The 17,679-nt window shown below is 50.3% G+C and carries 20 protein-coding genes and 1 riboswitch; of the genes, 5 read left to right on the top strand and 15 right to left on the bottom strand.

The features are described from left to right. Positions 1-108: 108 nt before the first annotated feature. The gene (locus tag E1963_RS11530) at positions 109-978 is read right to left on the bottom strand and encodes an Rpn family recombination-promoting nuclease/putative transposase (RefSeq protein ID WP_132278117.1); all 870 of its coding nucleotides are present in this window, start codon (positions 976-978) and stop codon (positions 109-111) included. Positions 979-1,179: 201 nt separating this feature from the next. On the opposite strand from E1963_RS11530, the gene E1963_RS11525 reads away from it, so the two are divergent. Next, positions 1,180-1,398, top strand: a complete 219-nt coding sequence (locus E1963_RS11525; protein WP_132278115.1) for a hypothetical protein — start codon at positions 1,180-1,182, stop codon at positions 1,396-1,398. Between the two features lie 399 nt (positions 1,399-1,797). On the opposite strand, the gene E1963_RS11520 is transcribed toward E1963_RS11525, so the two are convergent. From E1963_RS11520 to E1963_RS11505, 4 genes are all read right to left on the bottom strand, one after another. Further along, complete coding sequence (locus E1963_RS11520; RefSeq protein ID WP_132278113.1) at positions 1,798-2,283, bottom strand: pyridoxamine 5'-phosphate oxidase family protein; 486 nt, start codon at positions 2,281-2,283, stop codon at positions 1,798-1,800. Positions 2,284-2,295: 12 nt separating this feature from the next. After that, the gene (locus E1963_RS11515; RefSeq protein WP_132278111.1) at positions 2,296-2,958 is read right to left on the bottom strand and encodes an ECF transporter S component; all 663 of its coding nucleotides are present in this window, start codon (positions 2,956-2,958) and stop codon (positions 2,296-2,298) included. Between the two features lie 66 nt (positions 2,959-3,024). Next, a riboswitch (FMN riboswitch) is annotated at positions 3,025-3,155 on the bottom strand. A 123-nt stretch (positions 3,156-3,278) separates the two neighbouring features. After that, entirely contained in the window at positions 3,279-4,034 is a 756-nt protein-coding gene (locus E1963_RS11510; protein ID WP_132278109.1) for a cyclase family protein, read from the bottom strand. Positions 4,035-4,090: 56 nt separating this feature from the next. After that, a complete protein-coding gene (locus E1963_RS11505; RefSeq protein WP_132278107.1) occupies positions 4,091-5,248 on the bottom strand; it encodes an SAM-dependent methyltransferase in 1,158 nt (385 codons plus the stop codon). A 150-nt stretch (positions 5,249-5,398) separates the two neighbouring features. Between E1963_RS11505 and E1963_RS11500 the strand changes: the two genes are divergently transcribed. Continuing rightward, complete coding sequence (locus tag E1963_RS11500; protein ID WP_132278105.1) at positions 5,399-5,740, top strand: PadR family transcriptional regulator; 342 nt, start codon at positions 5,399-5,401, stop codon at positions 5,738-5,740. A 26-nt stretch (positions 5,741-5,766) separates the two neighbouring features. Here the strand turns inward: E1963_RS11500 and E1963_RS11495 are convergent, their stop codons facing one another. Further along, positions 5,767-6,156, bottom strand: a complete 390-nt coding sequence (locus E1963_RS11495) for a hypothetical protein (RefSeq protein ID WP_132278103.1) — start codon at positions 6,154-6,156, stop codon at positions 5,767-5,769. A gap of 241 nt (positions 6,157-6,397) precedes the next feature. Between E1963_RS11495 and E1963_RS11490 the strand changes: the two genes are divergently transcribed. After that, positions 6,398-7,075, top strand: a complete 678-nt coding sequence (locus E1963_RS11490) for a Crp/Fnr family transcriptional regulator (RefSeq protein WP_132278101.1) — start codon at positions 6,398-6,400, stop codon at positions 7,073-7,075. 126 nt (positions 7,076-7,201) lie between these two features. Here the strand turns inward: E1963_RS11490 and E1963_RS11485 are convergent, their stop codons facing one another. The 6 genes from E1963_RS11485 to E1963_RS11460 all read right to left on the bottom strand — a co-directional run bounded on the left by E1963_RS11485 (position 7,202) and on the right by E1963_RS11460 (position 13,245). Next, positions 7,202-8,557: a dicarboxylate/amino acid:cation symporter gene (locus E1963_RS11485; RefSeq protein ID WP_132278099.1), complete on the bottom strand. Its 1,356-nt coding sequence runs from the start codon at positions 8,555-8,557 to the stop codon at positions 7,202-7,204. A 135-nt stretch (positions 8,558-8,692) separates the two neighbouring features. Further along, positions 8,693-9,448: a LamB/YcsF family protein gene (locus E1963_RS11480; protein ID WP_132278097.1), complete on the bottom strand. Its 756-nt coding sequence runs from the start codon at positions 9,446-9,448 to the stop codon at positions 8,693-8,695. A 45-nt stretch (positions 9,449-9,493) separates the two neighbouring features. After that, positions 9,494-10,453, bottom strand: coding sequence for a D-2-hydroxyacid dehydrogenase (locus E1963_RS11475; protein ID WP_132278095.1), 960 nt, complete (start codon positions 10,451-10,453; stop codon positions 9,494-9,496). Between the two features lie 53 nt (positions 10,454-10,506). After that, positions 10,507-11,463, bottom strand: a complete 957-nt coding sequence (locus E1963_RS11470) for a 5-oxoprolinase subunit C family protein (RefSeq protein WP_132278093.1) — start codon at positions 11,461-11,463, stop codon at positions 10,507-10,509. Further along, positions 11,463-12,191 carry a 5-oxoprolinase subunit PxpB gene (gene pxpB, locus E1963_RS11465; RefSeq protein ID WP_132278091.1) on the bottom strand — a complete coding sequence of 243 codons (729 nt, stop codon included), beginning with the start codon at positions 12,189-12,191 and terminating at the stop codon, positions 11,463-11,465. Before pxpB ends, E1963_RS11470 begins: the two co-directional genes overlap by 1 nt. A gap of 142 nt (positions 12,192-12,333) precedes the next feature. Next, positions 12,334-13,245: a LysR family transcriptional regulator gene (locus E1963_RS11460; RefSeq protein ID WP_132278089.1), complete on the bottom strand. Its 912-nt coding sequence runs from the start codon at positions 13,243-13,245 to the stop codon at positions 12,334-12,336. 153 nt (positions 13,246-13,398) lie between these two features. Between E1963_RS11460 and E1963_RS11455 the strand changes: the two genes are divergently transcribed. Together E1963_RS11455 and E1963_RS11450 are read left to right on the top strand one after the other, a co-directional pair. Beyond that, complete coding sequence (locus E1963_RS11455; protein WP_132278087.1) at positions 13,399-14,688, top strand: aminotransferase class V-fold PLP-dependent enzyme; 1,290 nt, start codon at positions 13,399-13,401, stop codon at positions 14,686-14,688. Positions 14,689-14,742: 54 nt separating this feature from the next. Continuing rightward, positions 14,743-15,873: a glycerate kinase family protein gene (locus E1963_RS11450; protein ID WP_132278085.1), complete on the top strand. Its 1,131-nt coding sequence runs from the start codon at positions 14,743-14,745 to the stop codon at positions 15,871-15,873. Positions 15,874-15,922: 49 nt separating this feature from the next. Here E1963_RS11450 and trxA read toward each other — a convergent pair whose 3' ends face one another. The 3 genes from trxA to E1963_RS11435 all read right to left on the bottom strand — a co-directional run bounded on the left by trxA (position 15,923) and on the right by E1963_RS11435 (position 17,446). Then, positions 15,923-16,234: a thioredoxin gene (trxA, locus tag E1963_RS11445; protein WP_132278083.1), complete on the bottom strand. Its 312-nt coding sequence runs from the start codon at positions 16,232-16,234 to the stop codon at positions 15,923-15,925. A gap of 220 nt (positions 16,235-16,454) precedes the next feature. Then, positions 16,455-17,195: a MutS-related protein gene (locus E1963_RS11440; protein ID WP_167482181.1), complete on the bottom strand. Its 741-nt coding sequence runs from the start codon at positions 17,193-17,195 to the stop codon at positions 16,455-16,457. Between the two features lie 8 nt (positions 17,196-17,203). Continuing rightward, entirely contained in the window at positions 17,204-17,446 is a 243-nt protein-coding gene (locus E1963_RS11435; protein WP_132278079.1) for a hypothetical protein, read from the bottom strand. Between the last annotated feature and the right edge of the window lie 233 nt (positions 17,447-17,679).

Raw genomic sequence — 17,679 nt, 5'->3', positions numbered from 1 at the left:
ATGATGTTATACACAGAAATTTATGAACTGTAAGTTTAAGTAAAGTGGCTGCGGGCGGGGGCGGCTGTGTGACGCTGCTGGTCAGCGCAGCGCTGGCTGCTGCGTTACTTAATGCCCCAATTCTTTGATGAGTTCCTGGATTGCCTCCTCAGTTTCCTCTAGGGCCTCGGCTATTTCTTCAACAGATTTTCCTTTTTCAAGCTTCTTTTTGACTAAATCTATGCGTTCTTCTTTACGTCCCTCGGCGCGCCCCTCGGCACGTCCCTCCTTCAGCCCTTCTTTTCTTGCCTCTTCTTTCTCGTAATATTTTTCTTCCCATGCCTGCATGTACTTCACCCCGACTTCTTCACTATTTCGTACCTTCCGGACCCGATTGTGGATGCGGCGGATGCGTTCGCTCCCGGCATGCTCCGCCGCCTCGTCCGTCGTATGCTCCACGTAGTGCAGGAATTCCACCAGCTCCTGTGAGACCTCATCGTCATTCGTTCCACGGGTATTCAGGAAGATCCGGGTCGCCCCGTCTTCGAGGATGCATTCCGGCTCTTCCTCGCACACGGCCCGGAAGGTGTAACGGTACTTCCCGCAGCCGAACAGGTCAAAGGGCGTGATCATGATGAGATAGGATTCGTTCAGCTGGCTGTAGTCCGGAATCCCGGGCTCGAGCAGGGAGATGTCCACGAGAGACTGGTAGTAGCGGCTCCGTCTGGACAGGTCCGCCCTGCGCTGCTTCTGCATCTCCGTATTATAGACGGCCCTGTCCTCGTCCATGGAGAAGATGTCCAGGCGGACGGAGCGGGCCTCCGGCGAGATCCTAAGCCCCTTCTCCGTCTCGTTCCGCTGAAGGAGCGGGACATCCCTGCCTAGGATGATGCCGAGCGCCTCCTGGTGGGCCAGAGGGTCCTCCATCACTTCCTCAAAGAGGAAACGGTCCGTAAGGTTCAGTTTGTTTAATGGTATCAGCTTTTGTCTTTTGTTCATATGGTTCTCCTTCATTTTATCATACTTTATCCACGGCTAACAGACGGAAACCAAAAGAACAGCCCCCATAGGCATCCCTCCTTGCATGAAAGATTTGTCACAAACATCGGATAGGTACGGCGATCTGCCGTAGATGAAATCAGAAAATCAGAATGTTTGAATTGTGTTCATATGATATCACACATTGCAGTTTTGTTCAATGTGAGTTTAAGTAAAGTGGCTGCGGACTGGGAGCCGGGTGGCATCTGCTTCGATGAGTCCGAGGCTCCGACTATTTCACGTATCCCTAACCCTGCGGAATGCGCGCCGATAGCGGCTTACATCCCGCAGGATAAAGGCTACGGAAAGGATTCTCCGCCTCTACCGCTTGCACCTGCGCATCTCCCACCCGGCTCCCCGCCCGCTATCTACTTCACTTAACAAGGGCGAGGACGGCTGTGTGGCGTTACTGGCCAGCGGATGGCCGCTGGCTGCGTGAGATGAATGATAAAATATAACAAGCTTAACATGTGCAGCATAGAGAACAATTTAGTTGTTGTTTAGCGTCTGTAGCGAGGCGTGCACGCCGTTGCTGCAAGAAGAGCCGCTCCCGCCCGTGCCAGTAAAGTAGATAGCCGATGGGGAGGTAGGGGGCAGATGCGCAGGTGTAAGCGGAAGGGATGGAGAATCCTCACCAGATTCCTTGGCCCGTGGGATGAGAGCCGCTATCGGCTAACAGTCCACAGGCTTAGGAATCTGTGTGATAGTCGCAGTTCCCGGACGCATCGGAGCATCTGCCCCATACCTGTCCTTCGGCGGTCTGGCTTACTAAACCCCCAATTACTTCTCGTCATATAATTTTATCTCTATCTGCTTTTTCTCAAAATCTATGAACAGCTGGAAGGCATACCCATCATCGCTCGTATCCCAAATCTCTACATATTTCGGAATCACCTCTATGAGTATCTCCGTGTCTTCATGGCTGTATTTATTATAACTCTGCCACAGATATTTCTTATAGCCTTCCGCGAACCGCTGCCCCGGCTCTTCCGTCACCAGCCCTTTGTTGACAGCTATGCCTTCCACCTGCACCCCGCTCCAGCACATGGCCACATTCGGGTTTTCAAGCAGCTGCTTTGTCTTGCGGAAGTTCTTATCCGTCTTGAAATAAATCTTCTCATCATAGAACAGGCAGCTGACGTTCCTCACCATGACGTAATCGTCCAGGCTGGAGGCCAACGCCATAATCTGACTGTTTCCAAGCATCTCAAACATACGCTCCACCGCCTGCTCATAAGTAATATCCTTATCCAATGTAAACTTCATAACCGCTCTCCTTTATCTGCTTATGATTTCTTTAATAACTTTGCTCAGCCTCTTATATATGATAAATGTAACCAGAGATGTAACGCCGTACTTGATCAGGTTGAACGGCAGGATGCCAAACAATGCCATCGTCACTGCATTCTTTATCGCCGGATTCACTGTGCTGCACATGGCGATGATATCATCCATAGACATGCCAAACAACTTTACATAGAAGGGAATGATCAGGTACAGGTTGGTAAATACGGCAACAACCGCCACAAACACAGAGCTGACCGCCATACCGGCAACCGCCATCTTCTTCGACTTGCTGCGGTGATAGATGATCAGAGCCGGCAGCACATACGCACAGCTCAGTATCAGGTTCTGCAGCTCACCTGTCCCGAGGGAAAAGCTGCCCTGCATCACAAGCTGCAGCATAATCTTGACGATTATGATACATACTGCCGCCACCGGACCGAACATGAACCCGCCAAGCATCGCCATCAGGCCGGAAAAGTCAAACGACAGGAACGGCGGCATGAAGGGAAGCGGGAACCGGAACAGCATCAGTACCGCGCTGACCGCACCCATCAGGCCGATAAAGGCAATCTTCTTCACCCTCATCCTTGCGTCGTCACGGGTCTGTACCTTCTTGCCCACAGTTACATTCATTGTTTCATTTGTCTCGTTCATACTGAATCCTCCTCAAAAAAATAACCCGGCACATCAATAATCATGTCCCGGGCGTAATTACGCAGAAAATGCCTTTTCTCATCCGGACTATACCGTCGGTTCTGGAATTCCCGCTGAGGGGTCACCAGATCAGCCGCTTTACGCGGGTCATGGACTATACCATCGGTAGGGACTTGCACCCTGCCACAAAGACTTCTATATTCTTTTTTGAATAGGTGATTGCAGTAACATCATCTGCTGGTTACCATTATATACCTGTCTTATGTACATGTAAACAACTATTTTCCGCAGGCAGCCGCAGCCCGGACACGAAAGCCGGATTAATCCTGCGCGATCGCCCACACGCGCACTGGCAGCCCCGTAGCACCTTCGATTGGAGGATATGCCGCGATGACGATGGCACCGGCCGGCGGCACCTGGTCCAGGTTGCAGAGCACTTCGACCTGAAGCTTCCCCTTATCCAGCACATACCGTTCACATGCGAGGTCACCGGCCTGCTCCGCCAGCACCGAGGCATCTGTATCAAGCGTCTCATGCCCGTTTGCTGCCGCGCTGCGCACTTCATAGATGTATTTCAGTGCCTCCATCGACCAGCCAGGCGTATGCTCTCCCCCTTCCCCGTCAAAGTTGCAGATGGCATCCATCGAAGGCCAGCGTTTTCCCCAGTCCGTACGAAGCGCCACGAACGCTCCGTCAGGGATGTCCCCATACTGCTCCTCAAAGGCTTGGATATCCTCGACTGTAACCGCATAGTGGACATCTTCTTTGACTTTTTCCGAGATGTCGATAACTACGAGCGGATAGACCATATCCCTGACACCATATTGTTCCGACAGCTCTCTGCCCTTGATGAAATGTCCCGGGAAATCAATATGCGTACCAAACTGCCCCGGGAATTTAAATGTCTGTATGAGACAATCCAGCATTTCATTTCCCCAGTCAAACACCGTGCTGGACAGTTCCACCGCCCCGTCAGGAATCCCTCCCCAATACGGGCTGTCGTTATTCAGGGGATGGGACAGTTCCACCCACCGGCATCCTTTCAGCCTTTCCAGCACTTTCCATAATTCGTACATAATGACGCACCTCCTTTACCAAGCATTATACCTTGATTTTGGAGGTGCGGCAAGTATCAGACGACTCTTGTCATCGGCAGTTCGTTATTGATTCCGTTTGTCATCACGATCTGATGCAGATCGATGATTCCATTGTGGAAAGTCGCAGCGCAGGAAGCCAGGTACAGTTCCCACATACGCATGAATTCTTTCCCGTATCTCTTCGTAATCTCTTCCTTATGCTTGAGCAGGTTATCCCGCCAGCAGAGCAGCGTCTTCGTATAATGGCGCCTCAGGCTCTCCACGTCTACCGTATAAAGCTTCCTGTCTCCCATGATATGGATGATCTCCCTCAGGCTTGGAATGACCCCGCCCGGAAATATATATTTTTTGATAAACGCATCTCCCGGAAACTCCTGCAGCGCGCTGATGTAGTGCAGAAGGAACAGGCCGCCCGGCTTGAGGACAGACTGTACACATTCGAGGAACAGCGGATAATTGCCTCTTCCCACATGCTCCAGCATCCCCACGCTCACCACCCTGTCAAACGCAAGGCCCGACGTCTTCAGCTCACGGTAGTCCATCAGCCGTACCTCCAGGCTGTCCTGGAGCCCCTCATCCTCTATATCCTTACGGAATTTGGCATACTGTTCCCTGCTCAACGTAATACCGACTCCTTTCACGCCGTAACGTTTCACGGCATGTTTGAGAAGGAATCCCCATCCACAGCCGATATCCAGCAGAGCCATCCCCTCTTTTAGATACATCTTGTCCAGTATATGTTCTGCTTTATTAACCTGAGCCGCATAAAGCGTATCAGAATCCTCCTTAAAATAGCCGCATGAATAGCTCATCGTCTCGTCCAGCCAGAGCTTATAGAAATCATTTCCTATATCATAATGGGACGTCACTTCCTTCTCCTGGCTTCGCATGTTCTTCGATGTATAAAGAATCCGGCGTAGCGCTCCCCGGTTGACGCTGAACTTGCCCATCTCCCCGAGGAAGCTGTCCAGCACCTCAAACAGATCCTTATCCACATCGATGTCCTCCCGCATATAGGCTTCCCCAAGCGCCAGCGATGTACTGTTGAGAAGCTCCCGCTTCGGGATATTACGATTGATCTTCAAGGTAAATGCAGGATCCGCGTCCCCAATCGTTATAAACTCCTCCGCCGTCTCCAGATTAAAGCTGACCGGTATGATCTTCTGCAGATAAGCGGTAATAAATTCATTCATCGTTCTCCACCCTCCAATCTAAATCAGATACGTAATGATTATTTCCATTTCTTCCAGAAAAATACATTATCCGGTTGACATGCATCTATCTTGTGATACAATATAGTAAAGAATATTGCAATGCAAGGTAGCGGAAGGATGTGATGTAAGATGGACAAATCCCAGCTTATGAAAGGAATACTGGAAGGCTGTATCCTGAAGATAATAGACAAGTCCGAGACATATGGGTATGAGATTGTCGTAAAGCTCCAGGAAAATGGGTTTCAAGATGTACGAGAAGGCACCCTGTATCCACTGCTTCTCAGGCTGGAGAAGAAAAAGCTGATTTCCGCCACCTACAAGCCAAGCCCCCTCGGCCCGAACCGGAAATATTATGTACTGACCAGGGATGGTAGAGATTATCTGGACAGCTTCCTCAAGAGCTGGAAAGAGATATGCATTTCTGTAAACCAGATTTTTTATATAGAGAATATGAAGGAGGAACGCATATGAATCCATTTAGAAATGAACTTAAAAGGTTAGAAAAAGAAAACAACGACATGGCTGCCGATATCGAGTGCAGAGAAAATTACGTTGCCGTACAGAATATGATCCGTTACCTGTCCTCCTTTTCCCTTTCTCTTTTTCAGATACAGGTAATCCGCAAGGACCTGATTGGAATGGCGCTGGAAGCTGACAAAGAAAGGCTTGCTCTTCAGGATAAGCTCGGCGTGGCGCCGAAGGAATTCTGCAATGATATTATCCAGAACGGGGAAAGCAGCGCGCAACCAACATCTGCTGAATGCCGCTGTAAATACAATCCAGTTTGCCGCCATATGGCTCTTCATAAAATATTTCCTTTCTTCCCCATACACGATAGCATGGAGCGATCTGCTGCTCGTCTTCTTCGTATTTTTAAGTGCATACATGTTATCTATCAGATTTTATGAACCTGTCAACAGGCCGATTATGATAGCAGACGGCTGGCTTGTCATAACTGTCGCAGCCGCGATTGCCGCTGCCGCTACTATGCTCTCTAACATATATTGGCAACGCTGCGCAAGAAAATATACGTGCTGACCGTTTGCGGGCCATTCTTTTTCATTCTTTTCTGTGATTTGTGATATACTGTTTTAATATAGAAAGAATACGATACGAAAGGACGGTTCTATGCTGACACGACAAGAAGATATACATTTACTGAAAGAGACGCTTACGTTCTGGAACCAGCTTACACATGCACAGCAGGATATGCTTATCGAAAGCGCGGCATCCGGCTCGTACGAGAAAGGGACGATACTTCACAGTGCAGACTATGAATGCATCGGAACGCTCATCGTCAAATCCGGTTCCCTGAGAGTCTACATACTATCGGAAGATGGGAGGGAGATAACCTTATACCGAATTAATGAAGGAGAGGTCTGCGTCCTTTCCGCATCCTGTGTCCTGCAGTCCATAACATTCGATGTCTACATCGACGTCGTGTCAGACTGTGATTTGATCCAGCTCTGTTCCAAGGCATTTGCCTCCATCATCGAAGGCAATGTTTATGCGGAGGCCTTTACATACAGGCTCACCACAGAACGATTCTCAAATGTCATGTGGGCCATGCAGCAGATTCTCTTTATGAGCTTTGACAAAAGGCTTGCTATCTTTCTCCTCGATGAAGCAGCATCGCTGCACTCGGACGAAATCAAGCTTACGCACGAACAGATTGCAAGGCTTATGGGAAGCGCCAGAGAAGTCGTGACGCGTATGCTCAAGTATTTCTCCTCTGAAGGGTATGTGGAGCTCTCAAGAGGGACTGTAAAGATTACGGATAAAAACAGGCTCAAATCTCTCATCTGAAGCTTCTGGAACCTGTGAAAGCGCAGTATCTTAAAGCGCTGTCCTCCGTCACAGATAAACCTGCCGGATCTGTGCAGACCGGCAGGTTTCATCATGTATGCGGTACCGGCTTTTCCGGTTTGGGGGCTAACTGTTATAGATCTCTTTATCCAGCTCTTTTTCCTTCGCATTGACTATCACATTCGTGGCTGCATCTCCGATAACATTCAGAGGAAGCAGTGCCATCTCGACCGGACGGTTGATTGCAACCACGAGCGCATATCCGATGAGGCAGGCTTCTGTCGTCCACCCCATGCCAGACAGCACGGTAAATATCATCGTCGTGCCCGCAATCGGTATGGCAGGCGTTCCTGCTGCCGCACAGATGGACAGAAATGCCATCACGATAAGGTTCGCAGGCGTTACGTCGATGCCCGCTGAAGTGGCTATGAACGTTACGGCAAACATATGCATGACCGTCGTGCCGTTCATATTGATCGTCATGCCCGTCGGCAGCACGAAGCTTGTAACTTCTTCGCTACACCCAAGCTCATCTATGCATGTCCTCGTATTCAGCGGAAGGCACGCTGCCGAAGAGTTGGTGGAAAAGCCGAACACTCCGACCTTGGCAATCTTCTTCAGGAATTTGAACGGATTCATCTTGGTCGTCACATATATACCGGCCGGATAAAGAGTAACGACGAGCAGGAACAATGTCAGCATCGCTGCAACGACATAAGCTGCCGCCGGAGCAAGATACTCCACGCCGTAGATTGCAAATGTCCTTGAAATCAGGCAGAAGATGGCCACCGGCCCTATCTTGTTGATGAGGAACGTCAGATACATCTGAATCACTTCGTTCGCACTTTCCAGCACGGTCTTTAACGGAGCAGCCTTATCTCCAAGCTTATTCATACAGAGGCCGATGATGATTGACACCACCACTACCGCCAGGATGCTGTTATTTGTACTGAATGCCTCCGTGATGTTGGATGGTACCGCATTTACAACAACTGCCAGGGGGTTGAACGCATCAATCGTAGATGCCTCGGCTACTGCTTCGCTTGGAAGCGTAACATTAAAAAATCCAAGAGACTTAACTGCATAGGCTACGACGCATCCCAGAAACGCACCGCACACATAGAAGCCGAAGAATCCTGCCAGCGTACGTCCTGCTATCCTTCCAAGCTTTGTGGAATTTGAGATGCTGCACATGGCAAGGCTTAAAGACACAAGCACAAGCGGTACGATAGCAAGCTGCAGCCCTCTCATGAATACCTGTCCGACGATATAGAAGATGCCGACCGCACCGACACCTTCTTCCACCGTAATGTCCTGGAACAAGATCTTGTTGATGGCATTCCATGCCGCCTCATTCCCCGAGGACATCATCTGCTGACGGACAAGCAGGAATCCGATACCGACAATCAGCCCGCCGGCTAGGGCAATCATCATCTTCTTCACTACGGACATAGGTTCCTTTTTAGTCACTTCTTTACTCATTTTACTTCCACTCCTTCATCATTTACACGTGTTTTATCCCAGAAAAAGGCCGAAAAAAGCACCGGTACAAATCAACGCTGATTCTCCCACATCTAACTATTCATTGATTTTATCCCGGTACATCCGCACAATCTCCTACAGCTGCTTAATCTCTATCCCCTCGTCGGCAAATGCCTCCCGTATTCTCCGGACAAATGTCAGAGCCTTCGGCCCGTCTCCGTGTACGCAGAGCGTATCTCCTCTTATATCGAGTTCTTTCCCGCTGGCAGAGGTTACCTTCCCTTCCTTGATCATCCGAACACATCTCCTGATTGCCAAATCTTCATCCGTAATCATGGATCCCTCCATCTTCCTCGGCACGAGCGCCAGATCATCCATGTATGCCCGGTCGGCAAAGATTTCAGACGCGGTACGCAGCCCCTTGCTCTCTGCAATCTTCCCAAGCACGGCGCCCGCGCAGTAGTAGATTATCAGGTCCTTGTCAAATTCAGCCACAGCTTCCACGATGGCTGTAGAGATTTCCTCATCGTACTGGCACTGGTTCCCCATCGCCCCGTGAGGCGCCACGTGCTTTAGTTCGATGCCGCAGCTCCGGGTAAAGGCAGACAGCGCGCCTATCTGGTACTTTACATAGTTCTTTACTTCCTGGAAGGATAATGCCATCTTCCTGCGGCCAAACCCCATCAGATCCGGATATCCGGGGTGGGCTCCAACGGCTGTGCCTCGTTCTTTTGCCATGCGTACGACTCGGTCCATGACCATCGGATCTCCCGCATGCCAGCCGCAGGCAACGTTGGCTGTCGTCACGTAACGGATGATCTCTTCATCTTCGCCCAGCTTGTATGCTCCAAAACTTTCACCCATATCGCTGTTCAAATCTACACTGTACATATCCTTAGCTCCTTTCCTCTGCTTAGCCGTCTTGCGTTATCTGTCTTACTTGTTCACGACATTCTGCGGTGTTCCGTCCACAAAGCACTGCAGGTTTTCAACAGCGATATCCATAAGTCTCTGACGTGACTCTCTTGGCGCCCAGGCAATATGAGGCGTAAGTATTACATTCTTGGCGTCCAGGAGGGGATTATCCATCTGGATCGGCTCCGTAGATACTACGTCCAGCGCAGCGCCTGCCACTTTGCCGCTGTTAAGCGCGTCCCTTAAATCCTCCTCCACGATAAGCGGACCTCTGGAATCATTGATGATCATAACGCCCGTCTTCATCCTGGCGATGGTATCTTTGTTGATAATCCCTTCTGTATCCGGGAACAGAGGACAATGCAGGGAGATGACGTCTGACTGTGCAAGCAGCGTGTCCATATCTGCGTAATGGCACGTGCTGCTTTCCAGCTCCGGATTCTGGTATGCGTCGTATGCCAGGACTTTCATTCCGAGCGCCTGTGCAATCTTTCCTGTGTCCTGTCCGATTCTCCCAAACCCGATGATCCCCATCGTCTTACCGGCCAGCTCTACGAGCGGAGATTTCCAGAAGCACCAGTCAGGGTTAGCGGTCCATTCTCCGTTCTTAACCGCGTCGGAATGTTCGCCTATGTGATGGCATAATTCCAGAAGCAGGGCAATTGCGAACTGGGATACTGCCGCAGTTCCATATGTAGGGATGTTAGATACCACGATCCCCTTCTCCTTTGCCGCCACCGTGTCTACAATATTATAACCGGTGGCAAGCACGCCGATAAAGCGAATGCCGCTGCATCGGTCCAGCGTCTCTTTCGTTATCGGAGTCTTGTTCGTATATACGACCTGTGCGTCCCCAATCCTCTCTGCCACTTCTTCTGCCCGGGTACGGTCATGTACCGTAACGTCTCCCAGGGCTTCCAGCCCCTTCCAGCTTATGTCTCCAGGGTTTAACGTGTATCCATCCAATACTACGATCTTCATATCAGTCTCCTCCATTTTTATATGATTTTATCTGCAAGCCATATTCCCTTATCTTAACCGCCCTGTCCGAGATGTCTTTCCAGGTTATCCAGCTTCTGCAGGCGCCTGATGTACAGGTCCTGTGCCAGCTCTATGCCGATTCTGACAAACCGGACCCTGTAACCTGGAACGCTCTGTGCCAGCTTTGGCAGGTCCACGGAAATGACTGTGCCTATCTTGCTGTAGCCTCCGGTGCTCTGTCTGTCTGCCATCATAATGATCGGCTGCCCGTTGGACGGTACCTGGACAGAGCCGAAGGCGATTCCGTCTGTTATGATATTCCCATCGCCGATATGCTTAAGAGGCTCTTCTCTCTGCAGCCTGAAGCCCATCCGGTCAGATTCGTTCGTAATCTGGGCACCGTACCAGAAGAACCGTCTCAGCTCCTCCTCTGTAAAGTCCGTATCCTGCGGACCGGCCACCACACGGAGCGTCAGCTCCTTCTCTGGAAATATCTCCGGCTCCAGCTTCCGCGCTGACATGTTCGGCAGTTCTGTCCTCGGTTTCACAAAGCCTATTACATCCCCTTTTTGCAGCTTCCTTCCGTGAACGCCTCCAAGACCGTTGCGCATGAGCGTAGATTTGCTCCCCATCACGAGCGGCACATCCAGACCGCCTGCAAACGCCAGATAGCCTCTGCTGCCGCTGCCTCCGGCCATTCCGAAGGAAAGCGTATCGCCTGCCCGCACAGCTGCTGCCTGGTACATAGGCACCGGCTCCCCGTTCAAGCATGGGGACATGTCTGCTCCGGTTATGGCAATTATATTTTCTTCCTCAAACTTCAGCGTCGGACCTGAAAACGTCATTTCCAGCACGCCTTCGCTTCTCTTATTGCCTGCCAGGATATTGGCCAGATAAAATGACTGTGTGTCCATCGGCCCCGCCGGCGATACGCCGAACTGCTGGTAGCCGAATCTCCCTTCATCCTGAACCGTGGTCAGTATCCCGGGATTCTCCACTTTTATGCCCATTATTCCACCGCCTTCTCATATGTTTTCAGACGATATGTCCCTTTTCTGACATCTTCTTTGATCTTCCCATATTCTCTCTGGCTTACCGGCACATATCTCACCCACTCCCCTGCATGTACGAGAAACGGATCCTCCTTCGTGTAATCGCAGATTGCCAGCGGCGTGGCACCTACGATATTCCATCCGCACGGCTGGTCAAACGGAATCAGGTTGGACAGGTTCAGCTGTACTACGATGGACTGTCCTGGAATCCTTACCCTTGGGGCTTCCCTTCTTTTAAAGTGGAACGGCTCCTCAAACCGCGCCATATATGCGTGTCCGGGAGCAAACCCGAGCATATACGTATAATACTCATGTCCCGCATGCATCCGGATAAATTCCTGTGTAGACACATGTTCGTACGCCGCGCAGTCTTCAAGGTCCGGCCCGAACTCTCCTCCATAGCAGATCGGAATCTCTTTGACGATATGCCGTTCCTCTTCTATCTGCTCCATACCAGCCAGCCGTTTTTCTATTTCCTCTTTCAGATGGCTGTACGTAATCTTCTCCGGCCTGTAATGTATCATCAGAGAAGCGTATGTAGGTACCATCTCCGTAATCCCTTCAACGGGGCTGCGCTTCAGGTCCAGAAAAAGCATGCGCACAAGCTGGTTCACTTCCAGGCTTATTTCACTGCCCATCTGCACGGAAACAGCCGAATCACCTGATATAAGAATTTTTACATCCATCTGGCGTTCTCCTCTCCATTTTGTGAATAATTGCTATTTTACCCGGCTTTTTTCGCTCTTTTTTATTGATTGGCTACAGTATAGCACATGGCTATTATTATAAAAAATAAATTATTTAACTATAATATATTAACTTTTTCTATTATTGTCCGACATATCCCCAGTCTCTGCCCTGCAGATATCTGTCCAGCCTGTCTTCAAATACCTGTACTGCTTTCAGCGCCGCTTCATTGGGATACTTGTGCTTTATCTTATATGTAACCCTCTCCGGAGGCTGGATCTGGTTGCCAATCTCGCTTACGTATACCGGCCGCAGGCTGCGGATACGGTCTACTACAGAAATGGGGGCGATAGCCCACATCTGCTCCTTGGCAAGCAGGTGGAACAACAGCTCGAACGTATCTACCTGGATACGGGGACGCTCCCCTTTGGACACCCACTCGTCATGCCAGATCTGGTAATTGGCCTCCCAGCTTACAAATATCTCCCGCTCCAGGTCTAGCTCATCGGTGTGGATGACCGGCTTCTTAAGCTCTGTCTCTTCCGCCTGCACAAGATACATCTTTTCCTTCAGGACAGGCTCTGCCACGATATTCTTGAACTGCAGATGATGGTATACGAATCCCAGATCGATATCGTGGCGTTCCAGAAGACCATATACTTCATAGGAATAATGTGTCTTAATGTGCAGGTTCATAATCTGCTCTTCTTCATCGAGCATATCTCTGTACAAGTCGAATAATATGGCGCTGTTCAGCGTATCTGTACAGGCGATGGTCAGGTACAGCTTCTCCTGGCTGTCTTTTAACCGCTGCATTTCCTGCCAGATCGACACCCACCGCTCGGCGATAGGTATAAACTCTTCTCCCTGGGTCGTAAGTTCAATCTGCTTGTAGCCTTTCTTCCTCGCTATCAGCTTTACTTCCAATTCGTTCTCCAGCGATTTCAGCCTGTGGCTCACCGTCGGCTGCGATAGAAACAAGTTTTCCGCCGTCTTCGTAATGTTTTTTGTCTTTACAATCATCAAAAATGTTTCAATTTCAGACAGATTCATGATTACCCTCCTATATTCCATTTCGTTTACAGCACGTGCCAAATATAAATTTTATTAATATTATACAATGAAATTATTCATTTCTCAATTTTTATCCTACATGCTATGATGGATTTAAAGTTAAAGATAACGTCCAGATAAGGAGGATGAATAATGGATACTGAACATGGAATTTTATTTTCTGACGAATATCAGAAGAGTTTAAAAGAACAATTTTATTATGCGGATGAAGATCCGGTGCATGGCCCCCGCCTCTTTTTTGAGAATTCCGGCGGATCCCTGAGGCTGAAAAAAGCCGTGGAGGCAAAATGCGCCGTGGAGCAGTTTCCGGACTGTCCGGAACGTGTCCGCGGAAGAGGGCTCGAACTGCAGGCCTATGTAAAAAATGGAACGAAAGAGATACTCGAAGTCGTATTTGGGGCAAGCGGCGGCGCGCTTCTTACCGAGCTGTCGGCCTCCCAGTCGATGTACCAGGCGGTGGGCGCCATCATGGAGAATGTAAAATGGGGGACCAACGCGGTCACTTCGTCCCTTGAGCACCCGTCCGCACATGATGCCGTGGAATATTACTGCGGCAAGACGGGCCGGGAGTTCCGCGTCGTCCCTGCGAATAAGACGACAGGCGGCATCGATCCGGATGAGGTGATGAAATACGTCGACAAGGATACCTGCCTGCTCAGCATCATGGCCGCTTCCAACATATCCGGCAATATTATGGATATCAAAGAAATCGCGCGGCGGGCCAAAGAGGTCAATCCTGATATCTACATCGTAAGCGATGCTGTACAGCATGCGCCGCATGCAGTGATCGATGTAGAAGACTGGGATGTGGATGTGGCGAACTTCGCGCCTTACAAGTTCTTTGGAATCCGCGGCTGCGGCTATGCCTACGTATCCGACCGCGTGGCACGGATGCCGCACCACAAGCTGATTCATAAGGATGCGGACGTATGGTCGCTTGGAACCCCCGCACCTGCTGACTTTGCCGCGATGATGGCAGTCATCGACTATGTATGCGCCATCGGAGAGCAGTTTTCCGACGCGTCAGACAGACGGTCACTGTACATAGAAGGCATGAACCGTATCCACCTTCAGGAAAGGGCCCTCCTCTTCCGTATGCTGGAAGGTACCTCTGAGGTGCCCGGATTAAGACATATCGACCGTGTAGAAGTGTATGTAGACATGGAAGATCTTACCTGTAAAGACCTCATTATCGCCATGGGGATCAAGGGGATTGAATATTCCGAATGTGTGCAGAGATACCTGGACCACGGCGTCACCGTATTTGAACGCTTAAGCAGCAGCATGTACTCCAAACGGATTGTCGAAGCGCTCGGAATCGAAGGGGCTATCCGCGTCTCTCCGCTGCACTGTAACAGTACGGAAGATATCGACAGATTCCTGAGCATAACAAAAGAAATCGCAGAAAGCGTTTCCCGCTAGGTGCACATATATGATATCCTTTAGGTAACAAGAACGAGAAAAGGAGCGCAGATTATGAAGGTTGTAATTGCTGTGGATTCATTCAAGGGGAGCCTCTCTTCCATGGAGGCGGGACGTGCGGCCAGAGCAGGCATACTTGCCGCCAGACCGGACGCTTCTGTCACGATAAAGCCTCTGGCGGACGGAGGGGAAGGGACGACCGACGCCCTCATAGAAGGGCTGGGAGGAAGTAAGATCGACATCACCGTCACCGGCCCTATGGGACAGCCGGTCCAGGCCTGCTACGGGTATCTTGACGCCTCTTCCACGGCTGTGATAGAGATGGCCGCCGCTGCCGGCATCACGCTTGTGCCTCCGGAAGAAAGGAACCCTCTTATTGCCAGTACGTACGGGGTCGGGGAGATGATCCAGGACGCGGCGGCACGCGGCTGCCGCAACTTTATCATCGGTATCGGCGGCAGCGTCACGAACGACGGTGGCATCGGCATGTTAAAAGCGCTCGGCTTCCGGTTCCTGGACAAGGATGGACGGGATGCCGGCGAAGGGGGACAGGCGCTGGGCAAGATAATGTCCGTCGATACAGGCGGTCGTAACCCGCTGCTGACCGGATGCCGTTTTCAGGTTGCATGTGATGTCACGAACCCGCTCTGCGGAAAAAACGGCGCTACTTATATCTATGGCCCACAGAAAGGGGTAACGGAAGACTTGCTGGAACAGCTGGATACGGACATGGCCCACTATGCAGCGGTCACGGCAGAAGCTCTCGGCAGCAGCCACGCCGGTGCCAAAGGGGCAGGAGCGGCAGGAGGGCTCGGCTTTGCTTTCCTCAGCTACCTGGGGGCTGTGCTTACACCGGGCGTGGATCTGATCCTGGATGCAGTCGGCCTGAGAGATGAGCTGGACGGCACCGATATCGTCGTCACCGGGGAAGGCCGCCTGGATGCGCAGACAGCGATGGGAAAAGCGCCGGCAGGTGTTGCCCGGCTAGCGAAAGCATATGGCATAAAAGTAATCGCGTTTGCCGGAAGCGTGGCAAAAGGAGCATCGGCCTGCAACGAAGCAGGCATCGACGCCTTCTTCCCTGTCATCCGGGGCGTCACAACGCTTGAAGAGGCCATGAAGCCCGATACCGCCCGTGAAAATATGGCTGCTGCGGTGGAGCAGGTGTTCCGGCTTCTGGGCTGAAAAAGAAAACAGACCACTGTGTCTTTACAGGGGTCTGTTTCAGCTTCTTCTACACTCCCAGCATCGCCTTGAGTTCTTCTTTAGACTTTGCTCCCACTTCTGATTTGACTTTCTGTCCATCCTTGAACACCATAAGCGTCGGTATGGACATGACACGGAATTCTTTCGCCAGTTCCATCTGTTCGTCAACATTGACCTTGCAGACTTTAGCGTCCTTGACTTCTCCAGCCAGCTCTTCGACAATCGGCAGTACCATCTGGCACGGTCCGCACCATTCAGCCCAGAAATCAACCAGTACCGGTACATCTGCTTCTAAAACCTCTTGTTTAAAATTGTCCTTCGTTACATGTATTGCTGCCATAATATTACTTCCTTTCTATCATTAATCTTATTTTGTTTTGATGTTGTCTTTATTATACACCATCTGAGAATCATTTCTGTGATTTGGTCACAATTATCTGCTGATAAAAATAATTGGCACGTCCGATAACATCCTCCGGAAATCTTATCCTCTCAAGTAGCCTTATGGCATTCGTCTGCCTGCTGGCTCCGCTGTGAATCTTATAATCGAATATGACATCTTACGCCTCCGGCTGCTCACTGAAGTAATAATTGTCATAGCCGCTGTCTTTGAGCATGTCCAAAAGCTCCAGGTCATGCGTGGCCACGAGGACGATGCAGTTCTTATCCTGCAGGTACTGAAGGATCGATGCGGATGCGGCCAGCCGTTCAATGGTATTCGTTCCACGTAGTATCTCGTCAATGGCGCAGAATACGGGCAGCCTGCCATCCGTACTCAGAGCTGTCCTCCTCAGCGACTTGATTTCACGTATATAGTAGCTTTCCCCTTCCATCAGGTTGTCCCTCACTGCCATGGATGTCTTTATATAGGTAGGAGGGAGCACAAATCTCCGGGCCGTACATGTATGAATCGTCTGGGCAAATATCTCGTTAATTGCAGCCGCTTTGATAAACGTCGACTTTCCTGATGCATTGGAGCCCGTGATGATGGTATTTTTGTACAGCCTGACACTGTTGTATACAGGATTGTCGATAAGCGGATGATAGATGTCCTCCATCTCTATGGACAGTTCTTCATGAAAATCCGGTAGACAGAAGGCCGGAAGGCTCTTTCGGAATGATGCGATGGATATGAGCATATCCAGCTCTCCGACCAGCTCGTACAGCCAGATGAAGGTATCCATCTTCTCCCCAATCTCCCTGATAATCTTGTTATACACGGTAAAATCAAGAAGGAATGCACCCGCAGACATCCACTTCGTGCGAAAGATAAGGCAGAGCAGCAGGCTGATTAGGAACACGCCCTGCATCAACCTGTAGCACCAGACGTGAGACACCTCAAACGCATCTCTATTGTTGAAGAACGCAGGTACGTAATAATAGCTCGGCCGCTTTCCAATCTTGTAAGTTCATACTGGATATCAGCACGCTCCTCCGGCTTTTCTTCAAAGTAAGCCATCCTGCGCTCGTATCTGGCGAACCTTTTCTCATCCTGTGACAGGATTCTAAGCGACGCATACAGATATTGTTCACCTGCAAAGGAATTTGTCATATTCACCCGCTGGAACACTTCCGGCATGTCAAGATCGTTCCACGTCTCATCTTCAACAAGTCCGTCAGCATCGCGGTGTTTAGTCCTTTAATACAACTTATCACCACCTAGTATAATAATGATGTAATCAATAAGACTGCTTGGTTAACAAGTTTCTATATAGATAACAGAAGAAGGCGTTCTTCCTTCATCAGATGTTATCCATAATAATTATCATGTCTGACGGTTCCTGA

Source organism: Extibacter muris, assembly GCF_004345005.1.
In the GTDB taxonomy this organism is placed as follows: Bacteria; Bacillota; Clostridia; order Lachnospirales; family Lachnospiraceae; genus Extibacter; species Extibacter muris.
The sequence above is the reverse complement of the archived record's forward strand: the minus strand, read 5'-3'. Positions and strand labels throughout refer to the sequence as shown.